Origin of the sequence: Methylophaga sp. UBA2012, from assembly GCF_002335235.1 — a bacterium.
In the GTDB taxonomy this organism is placed as follows: domain Bacteria; phylum Pseudomonadota; class Gammaproteobacteria; order Nitrosococcales; family Methylophagaceae; genus Methylophaga; species Methylophaga thalassica.
On sequence record NZ_DDCG01000001.1, the window covers coordinates 277583 to 297165 of the forward strand.

19 protein-coding genes are annotated in these 19583 nt (G+C 45.6%); all 19 read left to right on the top strand.

The window, feature by feature from the left end; genetic code table 11:
• Nucleotides 1–101 precede the first annotated feature (101 nt).
• The 19 genes from B2248_RS01285 to B2248_RS01375 all read left to right on the top strand — a co-directional run bounded on the left by B2248_RS01285 (nt 102) and on the right by B2248_RS01375 (nt 19387).
• Nucleotides 102–1034 (top strand): hypothetical protein, encoded by a 933-nt coding sequence (locus tag B2248_RS01285; protein WP_273181463.1) that lies wholly within the window; start codon nt 102–104, stop codon nt 1032–1034.
• 105 nt (nt 1035–1139) lie between these two features.
• On the top strand, nt 1140–3347 hold the full coding sequence (locus B2248_RS01290; RefSeq protein ID WP_273181461.1) for a calcium-binding protein: 2208 nt from the start codon (nt 1140–1142) through the stop codon (nt 3345–3347).
• 73 nt (nt 3348–3420) lie between these two features.
• Complete coding sequence (gene gspG / locus B2248_RS01295) at nt 3421–3870, top strand: type II secretion system major pseudopilin GspG (RefSeq protein WP_273181459.1); 450 nt, start codon at nt 3421–3423, stop codon at nt 3868–3870.
• A gap of 12 nt (nt 3871–3882) precedes the next feature.
• Entirely contained in the window at nt 3883–5079 is a 1197-nt protein-coding gene (locus tag B2248_RS01300; protein ID WP_273181456.1) for a type II secretion system F family protein, read from the top strand.
• Nucleotides 5076–6794 carry a GspE/PulE family protein gene (locus tag B2248_RS01305; RefSeq protein ID WP_273181454.1) on the top strand — a complete coding sequence of 573 codons (1719 nt, stop codon included), beginning with the start codon at nt 5076–5078 and terminating at the stop codon, nt 6792–6794. Before B2248_RS01300 ends, B2248_RS01305 begins: the two co-directional genes overlap by 4 nt.
• Entirely contained in the window at nt 6775–7650 is an 876-nt protein-coding gene (locus B2248_RS01310) for a hypothetical protein (RefSeq protein ID WP_273181452.1), read from the top strand. The genes B2248_RS01305 and B2248_RS01310 overlap by 20 nt, the downstream gene beginning before the upstream one ends.
• Nucleotides 7647–8168: a hypothetical protein gene (locus tag B2248_RS01315; protein WP_273181450.1), complete on the top strand. Its 522-nt coding sequence runs from the start codon at nt 7647–7649 to the stop codon at nt 8166–8168. Before B2248_RS01310 ends, B2248_RS01315 begins: the two co-directional genes overlap by 4 nt.
• On the top strand, nt 8168–8725 hold the full coding sequence (locus B2248_RS01320) for a hypothetical protein (protein ID WP_273181448.1): 558 nt from the start codon (nt 8168–8170) through the stop codon (nt 8723–8725). Before B2248_RS01315 ends, B2248_RS01320 begins: the two co-directional genes overlap by 1 nt.
• Nucleotides 8725–9273 (top strand): hypothetical protein, encoded by a 549-nt coding sequence (locus B2248_RS01325; protein WP_273181446.1) that lies wholly within the window; start codon nt 8725–8727, stop codon nt 9271–9273. The genes B2248_RS01320 and B2248_RS01325 overlap by 1 nt, the downstream gene beginning before the upstream one ends.
• An 86-nt stretch (nt 9274–9359) precedes the next feature.
• Complete coding sequence (locus B2248_RS01330) at nt 9360–11237, top strand: type II and III secretion system protein (RefSeq protein ID WP_273181444.1); 1878 nt, start codon at nt 9360–9362, stop codon at nt 11235–11237.
• Between the two features lie 5 nt (nt 11238–11242).
• On the top strand, nt 11243–11725 hold the full coding sequence (locus B2248_RS01335; protein ID WP_273181443.1) for a type II secretion system protein: 483 nt from the start codon (nt 11243–11245) through the stop codon (nt 11723–11725).
• On the top strand, nt 11725–12102 hold the full coding sequence (locus B2248_RS01340; RefSeq protein ID WP_273181441.1) for a type II secretion system protein: 378 nt from the start codon (nt 11725–11727) through the stop codon (nt 12100–12102). The genes B2248_RS01335 and B2248_RS01340 overlap by 1 nt, the downstream gene beginning before the upstream one ends.
• A complete protein-coding gene (locus tag B2248_RS01345; protein WP_273181439.1) occupies nt 12089–12559 on the top strand; it encodes a type II secretion system protein in 471 nt (156 codons plus the stop codon). The genes B2248_RS01340 and B2248_RS01345 overlap by 14 nt, the downstream gene beginning before the upstream one ends.
• Before the next feature lie 43 nt (nt 12560–12602).
• A complete protein-coding gene (locus B2248_RS01350) occupies nt 12603–14333 on the top strand; it encodes a type I secretion system permease/ATPase (RefSeq protein ID WP_273181438.1) in 1731 nt (576 codons plus the stop codon).
• A 14-nt stretch (nt 14334–14347) separates the two neighbouring features.
• The gene (locus tag B2248_RS01355; RefSeq protein WP_273181436.1) at nt 14348–15691 is read left to right on the top strand and encodes an HlyD family type I secretion periplasmic adaptor subunit; all 1344 of its coding nucleotides are present in this window, start codon (nt 14348–14350) and stop codon (nt 15689–15691) included.
• A gap of 5 nt (nt 15692–15696) precedes the next feature.
• Nucleotides 15697–17031 (top strand): TolC family outer membrane protein, encoded by a 1335-nt coding sequence (locus B2248_RS01360; RefSeq protein ID WP_273181434.1) that lies wholly within the window; start codon nt 15697–15699, stop codon nt 17029–17031.
• Nucleotides 17032–17227: 196 nt separating this feature from the next.
• On the top strand, nt 17228–17872 hold the full coding sequence (locus B2248_RS01365) for a MotA/TolQ/ExbB proton channel family protein (RefSeq protein ID WP_273181433.1): 645 nt from the start codon (nt 17228–17230) through the stop codon (nt 17870–17872).
• Between the two features lie 72 nt (nt 17873–17944).
• The gene (locus tag B2248_RS01370; RefSeq protein ID WP_273181432.1) at nt 17945–18355 is read left to right on the top strand and encodes an ExbD/TolR family protein; all 411 of its coding nucleotides are present in this window, start codon (nt 17945–17947) and stop codon (nt 18353–18355) included.
• 33 nt (nt 18356–18388) lie between these two features.
• Nucleotides 18389–19387, top strand: coding sequence for an energy transducer TonB (locus B2248_RS01375; protein ID WP_273181430.1), 999 nt, complete (start codon nt 18389–18391; stop codon nt 19385–19387).
• Nucleotides 19388–19583: the final 196 nt, after the last annotated feature.

Here is a 19583-nt window from a genome sequence, read left to right on the forward strand (position 1 = left end):
ACAATCTTGGTAAGTATTAAGGCACGAACTAAAGATTATGGTGAATGGGTGCTTCGGGCAGCCACAAATGCCCGTCTATTGTACATGGATGGAGAAAAATGATGAAAAACTTCAAATTAAAATTAGCGTTGTTAAGTAGTTTAAGTTGTTTAGCATCGACTCAAGCATTGGCAGCTTGGGAAAACTTACCTGCAACAGGTGTATCTGTAGGTAGTGATACGAGTGCATACATTTTATGTAATCCAACCGGTGATTTTGGTTCTGGTTCAGGTGCAGATGCCCCGGTTCGACCAACATCAACAGCGAGTCCTTGTGCTGTTTTACCTACTAGTGAATTATTACCGCCAGACTCAAGTTTTACTGGGGCTAGCCGAATTCCCGTCGTTAATGGGACACGTACAATCACTATGAATAATAGCTACACCAATAATACTGATGTGGTGATTGGCAATGTGAAAGAGTATGTCTGGCGTAATTCCAGTACTAATATGTGTATCTATGGTATGCGAGTATCTTTGACAAACACAGACTACAACTTAACTGTAAGTGGTAAACAGACTTTTGAAGTGAATGACATAGCTCGAAAAGGTTGGAGTGGTAAAACCATAGATGTTGCATATTCTACGGTGCCTACTACTGCATCACCAATTTATCGTATAGGGCGAACCTTTACCTCAGTTCAACATCGTCCTGGTTTTGTTGATCAACCCATCACTGGTCTAGGTTCAAGTCCTGCTATTAACGGTGTAAATGTATGGCCTACGCCAGCAGGACGTCCAACTGCAGCAGAGCAAAAAGCCGATATCGATACAGACTGGGTAGATTTCACTACCGATGCGAATTTTCTCGATGATGACGGTAGTACTAATCCTTTATCAGGAATGAGCTATGTCAGAGCGAGCTGTACAAGTGGCACATTTACGACTGCTGCGGATGCAATTCGTCTGCGTCAAACCTTCCAAGAGCTAAGTGCTGATGGTTCAACTGATAATCCATTTATTGAAGTAGAAGTAGAAGGTGTGATTCCAAACTAAGGATTGTTCGTGTGATAAGTCTAGGGCAGATGGCGAGATGTTTTGCCATCTGCTCTTGGACAAAAATTACGTTGACAAGCTTTTACTTATATATAAGGAACGGATATGGCGATTAAAGTTTTTAACTCAACTGAAACGAGTTACACAGGTACCTCAGCAAATGACTTAGTGTTGGGGAATGATCTCGGTAACACTATAGATGGTGGTAATGGTAATAATATTATTCACGGCGGTGCAGGCGACGATATTATCTTTACTGGAACTGGCAATGACATTATTGCAGGCGGGGATGGTAATGATATCGTTTACTCAGATGGTGGGGATAATATTATTTCAGGTGGTAAGGGCATCGATAACATCGTAACTGGCAGTGGTGAGGATATTATTGCTGGCGGAGAAGGTGATGACGTTATCTTTGCAGGTGATGGTGACGATATCTTATCTGGCGGTGCTGGTTCAGATTACATAGACGGTCAAGGAAGTAGTGCTGGCGATGAAACTGTCTCTGGTAATCTCTTTCATGTAACTTCACAAGATGTTCTCATTGGTGGCGCTGGAAATGACACGTTTGTAATGGGGGATGAGTTTGAAGAACTGACCATCATCCAAGGTGGTGTTTCAGCTCAAGACCTTTCAGGCGATGCAGCAAGATACGTTGATTTGAACGAAGCTGAAGGTGAAGAAGGCGAAGAAGAGGAAGAAGAAGGCGAGGAAGAAGAAGGGCCTTTATTCGGTTTCGACACTGTTAACAATGAGTTTGTTGAAATTGAAGATCAGGAAATGTCAGAACAAGCTGAAACGGATGTTCGCTTGAATCTGGTTACTCGTCCTGGTTCGACTGAAATCAATACCGCTGCCTCTACCTTTGCAGGCTATAACGCTGTTGATACTTTGCAGTTTACAGAAAGCGGTGACTTTGATGAGTCTTTATCATTCTCTGGAATTGAGCGTCTAGAACTGGATAGCGGCGTTAATATCACCTTATCTTCTGAGCAGTTGGAAGACAATGCTGAGTCATTAAGCACGGGTTTCTTAAATCCAGGTCTGCAGATTCATGGTACAGCCGGTGGATCGAGCGAGTCAGTCACGGTTGAGATGGAGTTTGAAGAAGCTGAGTTTGAACCTGATGAAGATATCGTCGGTGCAGAGGAAGAGGAATATGACTACGCTGAGTTCTCTGTTGAGGAATTTGCAGTAGCGAATTTATTCCACAACGTTGACATGATCTACGATGCCAGTGAAGGTGAAGAAGGTAGCTTTACTCATGTTTATGGCGGCAATGAATCAGCTGGTGCGACTGAAACTGTATATGGCAGTGATGGTGTCGACTACGGTGTCATGAACGGTGGTAATGATACTTACTACGGTGGTGATGGTAACGATGTCCTGGTTGGTGGAAGCGGTGCCGATAGCCTGTATGGTGAAGACGGTGACGATATCTTCCTTGTCGGTGGTTTCGGTTCAGGTAATTCTGGTACAACCTCTGCGGCTGATGATGGTAATCAGGAATGGATTGCAACAGGTGCTGAACACGATCTGATCGTGGGTGGTGATGGTGTTGATACATTACGGATTACCACGGGTGTCGGTGCAGATACAAAAGCTAACGGCACTATCGTTTTAAATGATGACAATTTCCAAGGTATGGAAGTGGTTCAGGTAGGTGGCACAGTAGACCAACTGAATGTGGAAAATGATGCATTGCAAATGTTGAATGACCACTACTATTTTGCTGCCAACGGTACTGTCGATGATTTAGACAATAGCCTGGGTAACAATGGCGGTACCATCGATAATGTCGTTGTTGATGCTTCTGGTGTAACTGCAAATGGTCTGCGTTTTGAAGGTAATGGTAATGACAATACCTTTATCGGTACAACGCAGGATGATGTTTTCGTCGGTAACGGTGGTAACGATACGCTGACTGGTGGTGATGGCGCGGATACTTTCGTGTTTGGTCAGGTCCATGAGCAAGTCGTGACTGGTGATGACGATGAAGTTCAAACCTATGTAGATACTGCATTTGATTTAACTGGTATCGATACCATTACTGACTTTGTGAGTGGGTTGGATACGATTGCCCTGAACATTGATCAGTTTACTTCTCTGACGGCAGGTAGTTTCACTGCTGATAATCTTGTTTGTAGTGTAGGTGCAGCTGCTGGTGATGCGAATGACTTCTTGTTATTCGACACATCAACGGGTGCATTGAGCTATGACGCGGATGGCAGTGGCTCTGGTGCTGCTGTGCAATTTGCTACTTTGACAGGTGTGACTTCATTAAGCGCATCTGACATTGAAGTGTTTGCATAAAAGTGAATGGAGAGGGTGTACCCGTTGGGTACATCCTCTTTTTTCTTACTGGTCACCCGCTGAGATTATTGTTATGCCAGACGTTGTTATTTATTTAAAACAGAAAAACCATCAAGCCGGATTTACCTTGTTAGAACTCTTGGTGGTGATGGTCATTATCGGTTTGTTAGCCGGTTATGTTGGACCAAAGTATTTTGCTCAAATTGGTAAGTCCGAAGTGAAAACGGCCCGTGCTCAGATTGAAGCATTAGGTAAAGCTCTGGATCAATATCGTTTGGATGTTGGCCATTACCCAACAACAGAGCAGGGACTGGCTGCACTCAATACACCACCCAATAATGAACGTAAATGGCAAGGGCCATACCTTAAAAAAGACGTACCAAACGATCCTTGGGATAACCCGTATTTTTATCAGATGCCGGGCACACATAGTCAGTATGCAGACTATGACTTGTGGTCATTAGGCAGCGATGGTGCCAGCGGTGGTAAAGACACGGCGGCCGACATTGTGAGCTGGCGTTAGGTTTCTGACTTTATGATTTTTACGATGAAAGTCATTCATGATGGTGCAGTCAGACTGATAGAGATTGAAGCCGGTAATGCCAATCAGGCACGTTATCTGGCAGAAAGACAAGGCCATCACGTACTTTCTATCAATCAACAAAAAAGTGGGGCATTGTCTCTTGGTTTGCCTCAATTAAAAAAAACTAAATTCAATGTGATGCTGTTCAGCCAGGAATTACTGGCATTGCTCGAGTCCGGACTCAGTCTGGTTGAGGCCATAGAAGCCTTAGCTGAGAAAGAAACTCATGCCGAATCAAAAGCGGTATTGAACCAAATCAAAGCCGCTTTATTTGATGGACAGCCTTTATCTACTGCTCTGGAAAAAGTACCAGAGGTGTTTACTCCTTTATATATAGCCCTGATTCGTTCCAGCGAACGTACGGGGGATATGACAACGGCATTAAGTCGACATGTGGCGTATCAGTCCCAAGTCGATGCAATGAAAAAGAAAATCGTCTCTGCAGCTATATATCCGGTGTTATTACTGGTGGTCGGCGGCTTGGTTGTGTTGTTTTTACTGGGGTATGTCGTACCCAAATTCAGTGTGATTTATGAAAGCACCAATGCGGATCTGCCTTGGTTATCACAGTTATTACTGAGCTGGGGGCAGTTATTACACAGTCATGGACGTGAAGCGTTTATGGTGTTTATCGCCAGTATTGCTGTAATGAGTTATGTGCTGACGCGGTCGTTTGTACGTCGTTTTATTATGGCGAAAGTCTGGCAAATTCCTAAACTGGGCGAAACGCTGCGAATCTACCAGCTTGCCCGTTTTTACCGAACATTAAGTATGTTACTGCGTGGTGGTATCCCATTGATTACGGCTATGCAGATGGTGTCCTCGTTATTACAACCTTTATTACGCAGCAAATTAGCCTTGGTGGCTAATGATGTGAAAGAAGGTAAACCCTTATCTAACGCCATGGAATTACATGGCATGACCACCTCGATTTCTGTCCGTATGTTACGGGTGGGTGAGCGTACCGGACAGATGGGCGACATGATGGAACGCATTGGCGTGTTCTACGATGATGAAATTGCCCGTGCGGTCGAATGGTTTACCAAATTACTTGAACCGGCTTTGATGATCATTATTGGTCTGGTGGTGGGCTTAGTCGTGGTGCTGATGTATATGCCGATTTTTGAATTGGCAGGGAGTATTCAATGAATACGGCCTATCATGACACGCCGATTATACAGACGGATATTCAGGTCGATGCGCTGACTGTAGAGCAGTTAAATCAAGCCACGCAATTGGCACAGCAAACTAAGCAGCCTTTACTTAAGGTGCTGGAAGAAGTCAGTGAGTTAACTCCTGATGTATTTGTGCAAGCGCTGGGTTTATTGGTGCGTTATCCGGTGTTGACGATTTCTCAGCTCTATCACTTGCAACCTGATTTTGATGTGGTGCCGTTTACGCAGGCGGAGAAAATCGGCTGCCTGGCGGTGCGTGATAAACATGACGCCTTATATCTGGTTCACGCAAATCCATTTGAAGCCAATTTGTATTCCAAACTGGATCTGCTGGTGAATGAACCAGCCACCTGGGCCTTGGCGCACACCGACGATTTAAACGTCTATCTATCTCATCATGAAGCCAATATGCGTGCTTTAGGTGATGAGGTATCAGAGCACCATGCTGAGCGTAATGAGGATGAGCAAGGTATAGAAGATATCTCCTTACGCTCAATCAGCGAAGATACCAGCCCGATTGTGAAGTTTGTACGCTCGACTTTATACGATGCCCTGAAAGCTGGGGCCAGTGATGTGCATCTGGAAACGGATCAAAACGGGCTTAAAGTGAAATACCGTATTGATGGTGTATTGAGTCATGTCGGTGGTATTCAGGGACTGGCTCAGGCAGAGCAAGTGATTTCCCGTGTCAAAGTCATGTCTGATCTGGATATCGCTGAGCGTCGCATCCCCCAGGATGGCCGCTTTAAAGTCATGGCATTGGGGCGAGAAATTGATTTACGTGTGTCGATTATGCCCAGTGTGTTGGGTGAAGATGCGGTTTTACGGGTGTTAGACAGACAAGCATTAAGTGAAGAAGCTCAGGGACTGAGTTTAGAAATATTGGGTTTTGCTCCCGATATTATGGCCCGGTTTCGATTATTAGCTGAAGAACCTTACGGCATGTTGTTGGTGACAGGGCCAACCGGCAGCGGTAAAACCACCACGCTGTATGGCATTATTTCTGAGATTAATCACGGCACTGACAAAATCATCACCATTGAAGATCCCGTCGAATATCAGTTACCCGGTGTATTGCAAATCCCCGTCAATGAGAAAAAAGGACTGACCTTCGCCAAAGGTTTACGTTCTATTCTGCGTCATGACCCAGACAAAATCATGGTCGGTGAGATTCGTGATAATGAAACCGCACAAATCGCCGTGCAATCAGCGCTGACCGGTCACTTGGTGTTAACCACTGTGCACGCTAACAATGTCTTTGATGTGATTGGCCGTTTCACCAATATGGGGGTGGATCCGTATAACTTTGTGTCAGCGATGAATGGCATCCTGGCACAGCGACTGGTAAGGGTGAACTGTCCACATTGCCTGACAGAGGATAAGCCTGATGCAGCACTGGTAGAAAAGTCAGGCTTAAACGCCGAGCAGATAAGCGACTTTCGCTTTAAAAAAGGACAAGGTTGCGGCCAGTGCCACGGATTAGGATTCAAAGGCCGGAAAGCGATTGCCGAATTATTGTGCTTTAACGATGAAATCCGCGAACTGATTGTTACGCGTCAACCGGTGAGAAAAATTAAAGAGGCAGCCTATGCCAATGGCACCAGAACAATGCGTGAAGCGGCATTGTTACTGGTGAAAAATGGTGAGACGACACTAGAGGAGATTAATCGTGTTACCACATTGGCTTAGCATCATGACCGATGAGCTGAATGTGTGTATTCGGCCTAATAGTCTTGTTATCAGACGCTTTAAAGGTGTCGCCGGTAAAACACGTTGTATCGATCAACAGAAAATTATGATGAAAAAGGCTGTCGACCACAGGGATGTGGAGGTGGCTTATCTTGCCAAGGTGCTTCATACCACACTCAGTCAAGCGCGTTGGCAGGCAAAAACGGCTCGCGTTGTTTTAGCCAACAGTTTTGTACGTTATGCCGTTCTGCCCTGGAATCCTGTCATTAAGACTGATGAAGAAAAGCAGGGGTATCTGCAACATCTGTTTGTCAGTCTCTATGGCGATGTGGTGAAAAGCTGGAATAAAACCATCAGTCCGTCAGGCTTCGGTCAGCCTGCTGTCGCCAGTGCGATACCGACACCGCTCATTCAGACGATTGATGAAATATTTACCTCATTAGCCATCCAACTCCTTAGCATCCAGCCGTATCTGATGTCGGTAATGAATGACGCGATTGCGGTGATCAAATCACAGCAGCTACAAAGTTTGTGTTGGTTGACAGTGATTAGTGATGGACGTTTATGTCTGGGGGTGATGTCAGAAGGTCAGTGGTTATGGCTTAAAAACGTACAGCAGGAAAGTGATGTGATCGGTCAGATTGAGCTGTTGATTCAACGTGAACGCCTGATCAATAGCGTCTTTGATAAAGCCGTGCAGCAACGTTATGAACAAGTCATGTTATTACACTGGCCGGATATCTCTGTATCAAGTGCCATAAAAATCGGCAGTTACCGCATTATTCGCCTGCCATCGTCAAAGTTATTTGCCAAGGAACAGCCTGATACTCAGGTAGCGAGGTTAATTGCCTCATGAAAACGATTCACCTTAATCACCGTCTGCATACATCGTCACCCAAGCCGCTGGCATCATTTTTATTATGTGTGGCGGTATTAGCGGTGTTGTTGAGTCTGTTCTTTTTACAGCAGAGTAATGCCCGACTGGCGGAATTAAAACAGGAAAAAGCCCGCTATACCCGAACCACAGAATCTAAAGCGACAGCACAGCCTTTATCGGAACGTGAACAGGCGGAACTGGATGCAGTGAATGTAGCGATTAATGAAATCATCCGCCCGTGGCCGCAACTGTTTTTTGCATTGGAAGAGTCACGTCTGGACAGCATTCAACTGGTGGCTATTGAGCCGAATGTAAAAAATAAAACCGTGCAGATTATTGCTATCACCTCACCGGTGGATGAGATTCTGGCCTATATCGGCAAACTAAAACAGCAGGCCATTGTGAGTTCAGTAAGTTTGTTATCGACTGAATCAGTTCGTCTCGATGGCAAAGAGGCCACACAGTTTGAATTATTAGTGACGTGGGTAGAGCACTGATGCAAAAAGTCATGATGGAACATTACGGACAATGGCTGCTCTACCAGTTTCGTCAGTGGGGTTGGCAAGGAAATCTGGCAGTAGGGTTATTGCTGGTCAGTATCGTGATTTCAATGATGATTCAGGCAAATAATGAGCAGGCAGAAAAACTGCGATTAACGATTGATGATTTGGCTCAACACACTCCCGTCGATATTCAACCTGAACCACGGTCTACTCAGATCACACAACGTTTTTATCAGGCCTTGCCTGAGCAAAAACAGGCCAATCAAAATATCGCTGATGTATTAACCGTGATTGAAAAGCATGGCTTAAAACTGAACCGTTCTGATTACTCAACACGCGAAGTCCCGCAATCAAGCATGGTGCTTTATCACATCAAATTTCCTTTGGAAGGTGCCTATCCAGCGATTAGAAATGTGGTGACGGAAATCATGAACCGTCAGCAAAGCATAGCGTTAAGCCATATTAATTTTAAACGTGACAATATGCGTAGCGAGCAGGTGAAAGCCAATATCGAGTTTGTGCTGTACACCAAAGCGGATGGTAAACACTGATGCAGAAGTTGAAAGATAATTTGGTGTGGATAGGTTTAGCACTGACATTGCTTTTGGTGGTGTTTGTGGAACTGCAGGATGAGCCAGATAACGATACGACCGAAGTCGTTGTGGTAGCACCTGATCATGTACAAACACAAAGCGAACAGAAACAGACACAACAGATTCAGAAACAAGCCGTTCAGACGCAAGAGACATTCGTTGTTGCCCAGTCTGATAACAACAGCCGTTTTAGCTTACGAAAAAAAATCATTGATGTGCCGGTTGATTTATTTGCATTGCCTCAGGCAAAGCAGGAAAGCCAGCCCATTGCCGTGGCACCGAGACCACCGGTACCCCCTGTAAACCCATACACCTATGTAGGCAAGCTGATTGAAGATGGAGAAATGCGTGTATTTCTGACCAATGGACGTGAAAACTACGTCGTGCAGGCAGGCGATACGCTGGAAGAGGTGTGGCAGGTGAAAGCGATTCATTCAACAGAAATGATTTTACTCAACTTACCAACACAGACACAGATTCGTGTTGAAATTGGAGCAGTACTTTGAGAATAGCTAGGGATCAAAAAAGGTTACGGATAATAAGACGTTCGGCATTGCTGGTGGCTTTAGCGTGTTTGCAAAGCTGTAGCAGCATGCAGGAGACGCAACAGCAGCAATACACCGATGCCGAGTTTATCGCTGCAAAACGATTGATTGCTTATGGGCAGGTGGATGAAGGCATTGCCAAATTAAAACAGTTAACCACGCAATACCCCCTTAATCCGGAATATCGCAACACCTTAAAGCTCCAGCAGGAGATGAAAATCGCCGGACTATTACAGTCCGCTCACACGGCACTGGATAATCATCAACCATTAGTGGCTGAGAAAACCTTTAATCAGGTGCTGGCACTGGCACCGGAAAATCAACGCGCCCTAAATGGATTGAAAAAAGTGGCGAGTGCCCAAAAGCACGAAACCATCATACAAAGTGCTGAACAGGCATTTGCCAAACAGGACTTTGATACTGCTCGTAGCTTAGTGCGTATGGTGCTGGCGGAAGACTCAACCAATGAAGCAGCCAGACAGTTATTTGAGAAGCTTGATGAGCAGGCCATTGAGAAAGTCACTACGGTGCCACATATCAAATCGGCATTTAAAAAGTCAGTCAGTCTGGAATTTAACAATGCCCCTATCAAGTCGGTGTTTGAGTATATCGGCAAGGCAGGGGATTTAAATTTTACCTTTGACCGTGAACTCAGTGATGCCATGCAAACCAGTATTATGCTGCGTGATACACCTATCAAAGAAGCGATTGACACCATTCTGACGACAAATCAGCTGGGTAAAAAAATCCTTAATGAAAACACCATTCTGATTTATCCCTTAAGCCGTAGTCAGGAATACGAAGAGTTATATGTACGCAGCTTTTACCTGAACAATATGGATGCCAAACAAGCCCTGGCCTTGTTGCAAACTGTTTTGAAAGTGGAAGATGTCTACGTCGATGAGAAGCTGAATACACTGGTGATGCGAGACAGTCTGGAGTCGATAAAAACCGCTGAAAAACTCATTGCTTCTCAGGATCTGGTTGAACCAGAAGTGATGCTGGAAGTGGAGGTAATGGAAGTCAATCGCCGTAATCTGGAAGAGATTGGCATTCGTTATCCTACCTCGGCCGCGCTGGGTGTGCGTGGTGAAGATGATGTCGATGGGCGACTGACCTTAGCCGAGCTGAAAGAGTTCAATTCCGGCATGGGGGTGTTCACGGTGACCGATCCGGTGCTGGCATTAAACCTCATGCAAAAAGACACCGATACCAATCTATTAGCTAACCCGAAAATACGAGTGAAAAACCGCGATAAAGCCAAGATCCATGTTGGCGATAAAGTACCGGTATTAACGAGTGTGTCGAATTCAACGGGCTTTGTTTCCCAGTCGGTCAGTTACATTGAAGTGGGTATCAAGCTGGAAGTGGAACCGACCATCCTGATTCAGAATCAGGTGTCGATTAAGGTCAAACTGGAAGTCAGTAATATCATTGACCAAATCACCTCCAGTAGTGGCGTGGTGGCCTATTCCATTGGTAGCCGTAATGCTGATACCACCTTGTCGTTAAAAGATGGTGAAACGCAGATTCTGGCGGGTTTATTTAAAGATGATGAGACCAATACCGACTACAAAGTACCAGGTTTATCAGGCTTACCCTTTATTGGTCGTTTCTTCACCGATAAGAATAAAGACAGACAGAAAAACGAGATTGTCTTATTAATTACCCCACGCATTCTGCATAACATCGTACCGGCAAACTCGGTGTATACCGCTTTCCCATCAGGAATTAACCATTCTCCGAAAAATGGGCAGGGTCAGTACGGCGGTATGCCACAGCCTCAGCCTGCGTATCAACCTGCTTACTCTTCAGCGCCACCGCCGGTGGTGCCCACTGATGACGAAAAACAACGCGATAACGCCAAAACAGCTCAGGAGTTTGCTGATCAAATCCTGCAAAAAGATAGCTATGGAGGCATGTAAACACGATGCCTTGGATCAGGAAACAGCGGGGATTTACATTAATTGAGTTGTTAGTGGCGCTCACTTTATTGGCGCTGATTGTCAGTTCGGCAGCACCATTAGTACAACTCAGTGCACAGCGTAATAAAGAACAGGAACTGAAACGTGCTTTATGGCAGATCCGTGATGCGATTGATGATTATAAACAAGCAGTGGATGACGGACGAATTGAACTTTCTGATGACGCCTCGGGCTATCCGGAAAGCCTGCAAATGCTGGTGGATGGTGTCGAAGATGCACAAGATCCGGAACACAAAAAGATCTATTTCCTTAGACGTATTCCGCGTGATCCATTTGCCAGTGACCCCAGCTTAAGTAATGCCGAAACCTGGGGATTACGTAGTTACGAAAGTTCGTTTGAGGATAAATCTGCCGGTGATGATGTGTACGACGTGTATTCACTATCCAATGGAATGGGTATTAATCAACAGCCATACAAGGAATGGTAATGAAGACGAGTAAAGGCTTTACCTTAGTGGAAATATTAGTGGTATTAACCATTATCGCCATTTTATTGAGTCTGGTGGCGCCACGCTATTTCGCCTCTATAGACCGTTCAAAAGAAAAAGTACTGCGTCATGACTTGATTGTGATGCGCAGTGCGATTGACCAATATTTTGCAGACAAAAACGCCTATCCGGACACTCTTGAGCAGTTAGTTGATGGGCGTTATTTACGTGAAGTGCCGGTAGACCCCATTACCGATCGACGTGACACCTGGGTATTTACACCACCCAAAGACAGTTATTACGAAGGTGATATTGCCAATGTTTATAGCGGCTCGGAGTTGATCTCCTCGGAAGGAACCCCGTATGCCGAGTGGTAAGCAACAAGGTTTTATCTTGCTTGGCATGCTGTGTTTGCTGGTGATTGCCGGTTACGTGTTAACCCAGGCAAGTGCCCGTTGGAGTGATGTTGTTCAGCGTCAGCGCGAACAGGAATTATTAAAAGTGGGTGACACTATTCGCAAAGCCATTGGTCGTTATTACAACGCCACACCGGGTGTCGTGAAGCAATACCCGCCCAATCTGGAAGCCTTGTTATATGACGATAGGTTTCCGACACCACAACGTTATCTCAGAAAATTGTATATCGATCCTATGACACAACGCGAAGGCTGGGGCATTGTTGTCGCTCCCAGTGGCGGGGTGATGGGTATTAATAGTCTGTCCGGTGATAAACCGTTCAAACAGAAGAATTTCCGGCCTATCTACCAGGAGTTTGAGGATAAGGATTATTACGCGGAATGGTTTTTTGTCTACGTAGAAGACTATCGCTCATAAGAGGCAACTCCTCTGATAACACGCAACAAAAACGAAGGTGACCATGGTGAAGAAGCCGCTTAAAACTACAAAGAATGAAATCGCCGAGTCGTTGCTCACCTTTAAATCCGTGTTTGTTACGGTGGGGATTTTCAGTGCTATTTTGAATATTCTGATGCTGACGCCATCGCTGTATATGTTGCAGGTCTATGATCGGGTGCTGACCAGTCGTAATGAGTCGACTTTATTAATGCTGACCGTGATGGTGGTCGGTGCTTATCTGGTACTGGGTGGTCTGGAGTTTGTACGTAGTTTTGTGTTGATCCGGGTCTCTGCCAAGCTCGATATGATGCTGAATAAACGTGTTTACACCGCTGCATTTGAACAGAGTTTGAAAAGAGCCGGTGTCAATGCCGGCCAGTTTCTGCAAGACCTGACCAGTATCCGCCAGTTTATGAGCGGCAATGCCTTATTCGCATTTTTTGATGCGCCGTGGTTTCCTATTTATCTGTTTATCATCTTTCTGTTTGATACCTCACTGGGCTTCTTTGCCTTGTTTGGTTCATTGACATTGATTGCCTTGGCTATTGCCAATGAACGTTTATCTAAAAAACCTTTATCAGAAGCGAATGAAGCGTCCATCGCAGCGAATAATTTAGCGACCAATAATTTACGTAATGCAGAAGTGATTGAAGCGATGGGCATGCTGCCCAACCTGATGTCGCGTTGGTACAAACTGCAATGTCGATTTTTATTATTACAGGGCGATGCCAGTGAAAAGTCAGGGGTCATATCTGCCATCAGCCGTTTTGTCAGATTGTCATTGCAGTCACTTATTCTCGGGCTCGGTGGTTTATTGGTGCTGGAAGATAAAATCACCCCAGGCATGATGATTGTGGCCTCGATCTTAATGGGCCGTGCACTAACCCCCGTCGAGCAATTGATGAGTGTCTGGAAAACCTGGAGCGGGGCGAAAAGTGCCTATGGCCGGATTAATGAACTACTGACGGCAAACCCTGCCCGTGAGGTGAATATGCCTTTGCCCAAACCCAAAGGTCTGGTGACGGTAGAAGCCATCACGGTAATTCCGGCGGGTGGAACAGTGCCAACGTTGAGAAATGTCAGCTTTTCTATCGCCCCCGGGGATGTGCTTGGCATTATCGGTCCCAGTGGTGCAGGTAAGTCGACATTGGCACGAGCATTGGTTGGCATTGCATCCACGGCAGCGGGACATGTACGTCTCGATTCGGCTGATATTTTTCAGTGGAATAAACATGAGCTTGGCCCATATATCGGTTATTTACCACAAAACATCGAACTGTTTGCTGGCACTGTCAGTGAAAATATTGCCCGTTTTGGTGAAGTGAATCCCAGTAAGGTGATTTCAGCAGCCCAGCAGGCGGGTGTTCACGACATGATTTTACGATTGCCAGAGGGCTATGACACCCGACTCGGCGACGATGGTGCCGGACTTTCAGGTGGTCAAAAGCAGCGTCTGGGGCTGGCACGTGCAATTTATGACGATCCTTCCTTATTGGTGCTGGATGAACCGAATTCTAATCTGGATGAAACCGGTGAGCAGGCGCTGATTAATACGATAAAACGTCTGCAACAACGTGGCAAAACCATTGTGATGATTACCCATCGTTCTAATGCTTTAGCGGCAACCAGCAAGTTACTGCTGTTAGTCGAGGGCACCGCACAACTATTTGGTCCGACCAAAGAGGTGATGGCGGCACTGGCTAATAAACAGAAAAATAAAAGTACCCCGGCAAAAGCAACATCGGCAGCCTAACTATGAGCGAATCTATGAGTACAACACAGTCTGAACCTCGTCATCAACAGCCTGAGGCCGTAAGTCAAACCATTAGTACCGATATCCAAAAATACACCCGGATGGGGTGGTTAATCGTGCTGGCTGGATTTGGTGGCTTTTTAGTCTGGGCTTTACTGGCTCCCTTAGATAAAGGGGTGCCGTTAAATGGCAAAGTCTCTGTCGCTACCAATAAAAAGGCGGTGCAGTATCAGGATGGGGGAACGGTCGATGCCATTCTGGTCAAAGAGGGCTCGGTGGTGAAAGCAGGCGATGTCTTGGTCAGAATGAACAATGTTCAAGCAAAAGCCAATGCCGAAACCAACCGGGTGCAATATTACATCGCAAAAGCCACTGAGGCCCGTTTGATTGCCGAGCGAGATGATAAGGACAAGATTGAATTTCCAGCAATGCTAGCCGAAATATCAGATAACCCACGGGTGACGAGCTATCTGGAAACGCAAAAAGAAGTGTTTTTCTCACGTCGCAACACCTTAAAAAGTGAGTTATCTGCCATCAGTGAAAACATTAATGGCTTAATCTCGCAAACCAAAGGCCTGCAAGCCTCACGTAAAAATAAAGAAGAGCAACTGACCTATATTAATGAGCAGCTGGAAGGCATCCGCGAGTTGGAAAAAGAAGGTTATGTGGCCCGTAATCGACTATTGGAACTGGAGCAAACCGCGGCACAAATCAATGCCACCATTTCAGAAGATATTGGCAATATTGCCCGTGCTCAAAGTCAGGTCAGTGAACTGAAACTAAGCCGCTTACGTCGCGAGCAGGAATATAAAGAGCAAGTCAGGGAGCAGCTTTCAGACGTACAAAAACAAGTGGATGCGTTAGGCAGCCAGTTAACAGGCTTGGATTATGATTTGGATAAGGTGCTGGTGCGAGCACCGGCCTCTGGCATTGTGGTAGGACTCAAGGTATTCACTGAAGGGGCTGTGGTCTCTCCCGGATTTAAAATGATGGACATCGTGCCCAGCGAAGATTCCCTGGTTGTCGAAGGGCAATTGCCCGTGCATTTAATTGATAAAGTCCGTGCCGGTTTGCCGGTAGAGTTAATGTTTACCGCCTTTAATCGAAACCTGACGCCGCATGTACCGGGTGAAGTCACCCAGATATCGGCTGATCGTTTGATTGATGAAATAACCGGTGAGCCCTATTACCAGTTGATTGCCAAGGTCTCGCCGGAAGGCATAGAGATGATGCCGGATCTCACTGTGAAACCGGGTATGCCGGTAGAAATGTTTGTTAAAACCGGTGAGCGAACCATGATGAATTATCTGCTCAAGCCGTTTATTGATCGTCTGAAACTGTCCATGACCGAAGAGTAAAAACGATGAGCTTATGGAGTAAAGCGGTTTCTGTCGCTGTCATCGGCGCGTTATATATCACACAGGCGCAGGCAATAGATTTAGTTGAAGCGTATACGTTGGCACGAGCTAATGATCCGACCTTTAAGGCGGCGTATCAGGCCTATCAGGCAGGTAAGGAATACAAAACATTAGGTCGGGCCAATTTATTACCGATGGTCACAGCCAGTTATTCGCGTTTTCGTAATCATGCAGATATTGAGTATCAGAACAGCTTGTTCAGTCGAACTGAAAAACGTGAATATGCCAGTGAATCTGCTTCGGTTCAGTTGCGGCAGCTATTAATTAACTTCGATGCTTATGCCCGTTATAAACAAGGTCTGGCGCAAACATCAATGAGTGAGCAAGAGTTTGCCATACGTGATCAGGAACTGATTTTACGGGTATTCAACCGTTATGCAGCCGTTTTGTATGCCAAAGATATGTTGTCACTGGCTGAACGCAAAAAAGCCGCCTATGAAGAACAGATGCAAGCCAATCTGTATATGTATAAACACGGTGAAGGCACCAAGACCGATATTCTGGAATCACAAGCCCGATACGATCTGGCTGACGCGGATATTGTAGAAGCCAGGGATAACGTTAGTGATGCTCAGGCTGCCTTGGATCAAATTCTGGGCAGAACAACAGAAAGCATTGATCCCTTATTGGATAACTTTACGCTGCTGCCACTGCAAACTGATGCTTTAGCCGAATGGGAAGCGATAGCGTTACAAAATAATATCGAATTGAGCATTCAACGTTATGCCGTTGAGGTGGCACAGCAGGAGCTAAAACGCAGTCAGGCCGGACATTTGCCAAAGCTGGATGCGGTTGCTAGCTGGAATAACAATACCTCTGATACCACCAATACCTATAACCAGGAATCCACCATCCGTTCTGTTGGCTTGCAAGTGACAGTACCGATTTTTTCGGGCGGGGCGACATCGGCTCGGGTGCGTCAGTCACAAGCTAATTTATATAAAGCCAAAGAGCAGTTTGATGAGACGGCAAACAAAGTCACACTGGAATTACAGCAGCAGTTTAATCTGGTGTCCAATGCCAAACGCAAATTAAAGGCCTACAGAACGGCGGTCAACTCGGCTGAAATGTTGGTACACGCAACCAAAAAAAGCATAAAAGGCGGCACCCGTACCAATGTAGATGTGCTTAATGCGGAAAGTCAGTTATTTGAAGCCAAAGCGGATTTATTGCTGGCCCGTTATAACTATCTTCAGAGTTACCTCAACTTTAAAAAAGCGGCAGGCACGCTGGTTTTTGATGATCTTGAACAGGTGGCATCTCGTTTCCGCTCATATTAAATATCAAGATAGCTCTTCACCAGGTGCGTGTTAAAGACGTATTTTTGCAAAAAAGTGTAAATAAATTGTCACTTTTTTATTTTCGATTGGCATAGAGAGTAAGAGCACAACAAAAGGATGCTCTTTCGCGAATGATTTGCTGAAGTTTTTAGTACGTCATTGCTTGTAATATTGAATTTTAAGGAAAGTGGTTTTTATGGATGCAGTTCCAGATATTGTTGATGCGGTACTTATCTTTCTTGTTATTTTGTCTGTGATTATCTGGTCAGTAGGGATTAGCAAATACCTGGCGTTTTATCGTAATAGCCGATTTGATCGAGAGTTTTTGGCTATTTTCTCTAAGGCTCGTGATATTCAGGATCTACTGGCGGTGATGTCTTCAACAAAAGGCCGTCTTGCCAGAGTCTGTCAGGCCGGTTTGGATGAACTGGTTTCATGGCAATATCTGGCGAATTCAGTTGCGCCTGATGATAAACGTGAAATGTTGATGCATTCCTTGAAACAACAGGCTCATGCTGAACAAACCCGTATGGAAAATGGCTTATCTATTCTGGCCAGTGTCGGCTCCACAGCTCCCTTTATCGGTTTATTTGGCACGGTCTGGGGCATTATGAATGCATTAAAAAGCATTACGGCAATGGGGTCTGCCAGTCTGGATGTCGTAGCCGGTCCGATAGGGGAAGCCCTGATCGCCACGGCGATTGGTATTGCTACGGCTGTGCCTGCCGTCCTCGCCTATAACTACTTTTTACGAAAAGTCAGATTATCTGCTGCCACCATGGATAACTTTGCCTCAGCATTTCATCTTTTGGTGCTTAAATCCCGTATCAAACACGATTAACAGTCATGTTTCTGTGCTGCCTGTTTTGTCAGGTACGAAAACGATACCCATGACTAATAGAGGAACTCTGCTATGGCGATGAATACTGGCGGTGATGACAATATGATGAGTGAAATTAATGTGACGCCTCTAGTGGACGTGATGTTGGTGTTACTCACTGTTTTTATTGTGACAGCCCCTTTATTGATGAACTCGGTGCCGGTGAATCTACCCAAAGCGAGCTCTGATTTAACCCTGACTCAGCCTGAGTCGATTAATATCAGCATAACAGCCGACGGCACCATGTATTTTAGTGATGATCCGGTCAGTCCGGAACAACTGGATGTCGCTCTGAACGAAGCCGCACAAAACGTGGATACCAGCGTTGAGATTTTTGCTGATGAAAAAGCAGAATACGGCACAGTAGCTAAAGTTATGGCAGCGATCCAGCGTGCTGGCATCAGTAAGTTCACCTTCGTGATGCAGCCGGAGTCTGATAGTTAATGTCAGTCAAAACTAGCCGTGTGAAGCCGTAATATGACGACCTGGGTGACCGATTTTTCATCAAACCAGTCTGTCGGTTCAGAGCGATGGCTGCCTGGTTTTTTATGGGCAGTATTGATTCATCTCGTTTTGATTTTGTTATTTATGCCGACCATTGAACATTCGCCGCCGGCAGCGCCTGTGCGTATTACCGTGCAAGTCAGTCAGCTGGAACCGATGATTGAAGAGGAGGTGGTTGAACCGGAACCACCGCCTGAGCCTGTAGCCCCGGTAAAACCACCGGAAACTAAAAAAAAGATTCTTATCGCTAAGGATGATACGCCACCTGAACCGGATGATATGGTGGTGATTGAACAGCCCCCCGAAGTTGAGCCAGTCGAAGAAGTGATACCTGAGCCCAAAAAAGTGGAGCCGAAACCCGAACCTAAGAAAGTCGAAAAGCCCAAACCAAAACCGGAACCAAAAAAGGTTGAAAAACCTAAGCCCATACCAGAGAAACCTAAAAAGGTAGAGAAACCGAAGCAAGAGAAACCAGTGGTAAAACCAGAGGTCGCTGAAAAGGTTGAACAGCTTGAGACACCGACAGAGGTAGTAGAAGCTCCCAGCACGGATGCGTCAGCACAACCCTCGACAAGTTCTGTGGCAAGCAGTGAGAATAGCTCGAATACCAATGTCACCGGTAGCGGCAGCAATCCTGATGAGAAAAATCAGGGGGGCACGGCTGATGTAGACAGAAATACGTCATGGAAAGGCTATGGGCAACTGCTGTATGCCATGGTGTCCAAAAATAAAAACTATCCACAATTAGCGATTCGTCGTCATCTTGAAGGCACGGTGATGGTCAGCGTGCGTTTTGAAAAAGGTCGGATGGTTGGCATTTCCGTTGTCGGACAAGGCAGCGGGCATACTGTACTGGACAAGGCGGCACATGAGATGGTGGAAAAGGCAGTCAACGCTTTGCCTGTGCGTGGTAACTTATCAGGCAAATCATTCAGCGTCGTGGTGCCGGTTAACTTTCGTTTAACAGATTAAACCCGTTTGACAGTTTTTATCATGGCTATAGTGATGTATAGCGCGAATAAAGATATGATAAAGTGTGTCATCCAAATTATGGAAACCCTGCGTTACACAGTCTCTTAATCAACCTTGCCATTGAGGGTGGTTGATTAACGCAGTAGTCGAAATGTCACTCATATTTCAAACTAGCTATTGTCGCCAGCTTTACGCG